Source organism: Tropicimonas sp. IMCC6043 (assembly GCF_004146235.1).
Taxonomy (GTDB): domain Bacteria; phylum Pseudomonadota; class Alphaproteobacteria; order Rhodobacterales; family Rhodobacteraceae; genus Tropicimonas.
In genome coordinates this window covers 1-4131 of record NZ_SELO01000097.1, presented here as the reverse complement: position 1 = coordinate 4131, position 4131 = coordinate 1, and the positions used below count along the sequence as shown (strand labels likewise).

General features: G+C 58.7%; 4 protein-coding genes. All 4 read left to right on the top strand.

Annotation, left to right across the window (positions count from 1 at the left end):
• The first annotated feature begins 766 nt into the window (after positions 1–766).
• The gene (locus EU800_RS25740) at positions 767–1339 is read left to right on the top strand and encodes a DUF4453 domain-containing protein (protein WP_129636310.1); all 573 of its coding nucleotides are present in this window, start codon (positions 767–769) and stop codon (positions 1337–1339) included.
• Positions 1340–1388: 49 nt separating this feature from the next.
• Positions 1389–1811 carry a hypothetical protein gene (locus EU800_RS25735; protein WP_129636309.1) on the top strand — a complete coding sequence of 141 codons (423 nt, stop codon included), beginning with the start codon at positions 1389–1391 and terminating at the stop codon, positions 1809–1811.
• Between the two features lie 87 nt (positions 1812–1898).
• Positions 1899–3080, top strand: a complete 1182-nt coding sequence (locus EU800_RS25730) for a Xaa-Pro peptidase family protein (protein WP_242500838.1) — start codon at positions 1899–1901, stop codon at positions 3078–3080.
• A gap of 737 nt (positions 3081–3817) precedes the next feature.
• Positions 3818–4131: DDE-type integrase/transposase/recombinase (locus EU800_RS25725; RefSeq protein ID WP_129636308.1), on the top strand; the 314-nt coding region annotated here is incomplete at its 3' end.

The window sequence follows — 4131 nt, the reverse complement described above, 5'->3', positions numbered from 1 at the left end:
CGGTGAAAATGCTCCCGCCCCCCTGAAATCAGAACAGAAAGGGCCGATACTGGGCGACTTTTGCTCCGCCCGCAGCGAGAAACATCCCCGCCGCTACCGTGGTCGACTATTCCACTGCCGTTCTCAGCGTCCCTGATGGCTCGGCAACGACCATCCCACGACCGGCTGGGAAGCTGCCAGCATTCGGTCGTTGCACTTCGGCAGGAGGCGACAAGTTCTTCTGCCAACATTCTGTGCGGAGGCGGTCAAGCTGAGCACCACTCATGCTCTTCCCCTCAATAGACCGTTGCCCCCCAGGGTATTGAGACCTCCGCGAGCATTCGTTAACACATTCTGGATTTGGGATTTGTTTCCCTAATGTGAACAGTTTGTTTCTCAAATGTGGACAAAACTCGAGATGCGCGGTCGAACGGCGAGTCTGCCGACCTTCCCGCCGATGGATGCTCTTGCAGAATTAGCCGCAATACAAACCCGACTTCCGACAATCGGACCCGGCAACGGACGTTCGCGGCGGCTCATGCTGGGGACGGGTCGGCTGAAGCTGCGCTGGACAGCCGCATCCATCTGGACCTGTTTTCGGGCCCTCGGCTAGCTTAACATTAGGGAATTCTCATCGGGGGGAGGCCAGCATGTCCGCCACTTCAGACCGCACGATCTTTGTCGCTGCTATTGCGCTGTCCATCTTTGGAGGAGCCGTGTCCAGCAGCGCGCAATCCGAAGAAGGAAGCGGCAAAATGAGCTCGTCGCTCCACCGTCGGGGGCACCGGTGAACAGGGAGAAATCATGCGTTGGTTATTTGGTTTTCCTTGCCGTTATCCCGGCGCCTGTGTCGGCGCTGGAGATATGTGATGACCTGTGGTTCACTCGCAACCTAACATTCCACCGAGCGGGATATTGCTTTAACTCAGTGCTTGGGCTGGCGGTGTTTGGCAACGCAGGGTGCACGAGTAAATCGCCAACACTGTCTGCTGAAGCTTCGGCTTTGGTTGCTCACGTGAAAGCGCTGGAGGCGGAATGGAGCTGTCATGTGGATACCCGCCGCAAGGTTCTGGGGGTAGTTTCGCTTGAATTCCGGAAATCCTTAACTGACCTCCCGGTCGCGACGGGCTATGAATCGGGCTGCATCGGTTGGCGCGGAGATCCTTTCGCCTTGCATCTGGGGCGTACGCCAGATTCGCCTGTCACCGCGACTGGTCGGGCCGGCGACGAGTTGCTCTACGAATTCGAAGATGTTGGTGGCTGGTCTTACATACAGCTGACACGCGGCGGGATTTCGGCAGGTGCGGGCTGGGCGCGGGTACCGCTGGAAGATGCGGTTTGCGACAACTACGCTGGCTGAGTTGGCCAGAAATCTCTGAACTTCTTCGTGTGGAGCGGCCAAACCGCAGATGAAGTCCAAAATAGCCGAGGAGAACACCATCTCGATTTCTGCAATACCGTTTTGGGCCGCGGCCGTGATCACGTGCAGCGTAGTCGGTCCTGCAGTCGCCCAGGATCAAACCTATTCTTCTTGGAATGGGCATCAATACACGCTCACCTGTAACGCCGATGGGATAGTGCTCAAATCAGTTTTCCCGGTGGTGCGGTTTGCTGGGCACGGTGCAGGGATGCGTGAGATTGTGGGAATCGAGACCCTCTATCTCGGGAGGAACTGTGACGCCTGGTCCGAGGCTCTGGGCACGGGCCATTGGCGTTGGTCGAATTCTGGCTTCTGGGCGGTTTTTGAGCAACGAGAGATCAGATTTGTCAGGCAAGAGCCAATCTGCCCCGGTTCAATTGCATTCGACATCTTTGTTTGCGAGGACCGCTGATTCACTTGCGCTCACGAGCTTTGAGGTGGAACTGCTTGATGCGAGAGGCGATGCGAACTGAGCAACTGGCGGCAAGGAATGGAAAACATGTCCGAGGCAATGGACAGGGGATTTTCCGAGGCGGAACTGCGGGGACGGGTCCGTCTCGCACAGGCGCGCATGGCACTGGCAGGGATCGACGCGCTTCTCCTGACAACGGAACCGGAAATCCGATATTTCACTGGTTTTCTCAGCGATTTCTGGCTCAGCCCCACACGTCCCTGGTATGTCGTGCTTCCGGGCTCCGGAGAGCCGGTCGCAATCATTCCGGATATCGGGAAGGCTGCCTTCGCCTGCACATGGCTGTCTGATGTCCGAACCTGGCCGTCCCCGGACCCGGACGCCGAGGGCGTTCCATTTGTCTGCGATGCGATCCGGGAAGTTGTCGGTGAGGCTGGGGTCATTGGCATTCCGATGGGGCAGGAGAGCCATCTGCGCATGCCGATCGAGAAGTTCCTTTGGCTTCGGGAAACGTTGTCAGGATTCGCGTTTCGTGATTGCACGGAGATCGTGAAAAGCCTGCGAATGGTGAAATCGGGCGCCGAAGTTGCGAAGATCGAAAGCGCGGCTCGGGCTGCAGGCGCCGCATTCGGAGCGCTGACACGGACAACCACGGAGAATGATAGCGAACGCGACCTCTTCCGGCGCTTCAAGATCGCCTGCCTCGAAGCAGGCGCCGACGACGTCCCCTATCTCGTCGGAGGGACCGGTACCGGCGGTTATGACGACATCATCTCGCCGCCCTCCGGGCATCGCCTGCGACGCGGCGAGGTGCTTCTTCTGGATGTCGGCGCAAGGTTCGATGGGTACTTCTGCGATTTCGACCGCAACTTTTCTGTCGGGCCGCCGTCCCGGGAGGTTGCGGACGCCTACACAAGGCTGCGCGAGGCCGTCGAAGCCGGTTTCGTCGCCGCAAGGCCGGGAGCAACAGCGCGGGACGTGTTCCTTGCCATTCACACTGCAATCGACCGCGGGGGCGGCTCCCCTCTGCCGACAGGGCGCTATGGCCATGGGCTCGGAATGCAATTGACGGAATGGCCATCCCTTTCCGCCACCGATGCCACGATGCTCGAGGACGGGATGGTCCTGACACTGGAGCCCTGCCTGTCTCTCGCTCCGGGGCGGTACCTCGTTCACGAGGAGATCATCTTGGTCAGCGAAACGCGTAACCGCTACCTGACGAAACCTGCGCCGGACGACATACCGGAAATCAGGCTTGTTAGGAATTGATCAGATCAGCAGGACGTCCATACCCTCCTAGGGCCGGTTGGTTGTCCATTATCCCGCGAAGAGAGTATCGAACGGGCATTTTTCAAACTGAAGGCGCATCTTGTCAGGATCGGTGCGAGGACCTTCTCCGGGCTCTTCAGGGCAACGGCGAGGTCTGCGATCTCTTCAGCCCGCGCGCCTCGTTCGTTGATACATGTCATGGCTGAAATCCATACTCTTGCTATGAATCCATTGTGGGTTGCGGGTATTGGAACAGCCGCAACTCACTGCACTGTCCCTCGTTCCGCACTGGGCGCTCGGCCGTTTTAGCGGGCGCCGTTTTCTTTTCGAACAGGCGACGGCCCGGCGTGTCCGGTCGTCCGTCGTCATGTTTTTTTCAGCTTCTCTCTTCAGGAAGTCCGTTAAGGTGGCCTCGGGAATGATCACCTTATGGGGTGAAATCTCGTAATCGATTATGCGTCCTTTTGGTTAGCTGGTGCCTATCCACGTGCGGTGCTGGAAAACCCTGCAAACACGGCAAACCCCGGGCACCCCACCAACGGCACGGGTCCGGCCACGGCCCCAGCGTAGCCGGGTTTCGAGCAAGTTCGCGGGGATCGGTCGAGCCCCGGCAAAACGATTGTAACGTAGGCTCAGAATCGAAAGCTTCCGTTCACGATGAGTGCGGCAATTGACGGTTGGGCGGTGTCAGAAGAACGTGGCTTGAGATGGGGCAGGGGGCTGAGTAGCGTCGCCGGATGACTAAACGCGACCCGTTCAAATACTTCAAGACCAGCCCTGAGATCATCCGCCTGGCGGTGATTCTCTACGTGCGCTTCCCTTTGTCGCTCAGGAATGTCGAGGATCTGCTGCACGAGCGCGGCATCGACATCAGCCATGAATCCGTTCGGTTCTGGTGGAACAGGTTCGGACCGATGTTCGCCACCGAGATCCGCATGAAACGCGCCGAGCGGCTGCGTTCCGGGCCGCAATGGTATTGGCATCTCGACGAAATGTTCGTGAAGATCAACGGTGAACGGCACTACTTGTGGCGGGCCGTCGACCAGGAGGG

Excerpts from the sequence above, each read along its gene's own strand:
- EU800_RS25730 (WP_242500838.1), top strand. The coding sequence starts at position 1,899 with ATGTCCGAGGCAATGGACAGGGGATTTTCCGAGGCGGAACTGCGGGGA.
- EU800_RS25735 (WP_129636309.1), top strand. The coding sequence starts at position 1,389 with ATGAAGTCCAAAATAGCCGAGGAGAACACCATCTCGATTTCTGCAATA.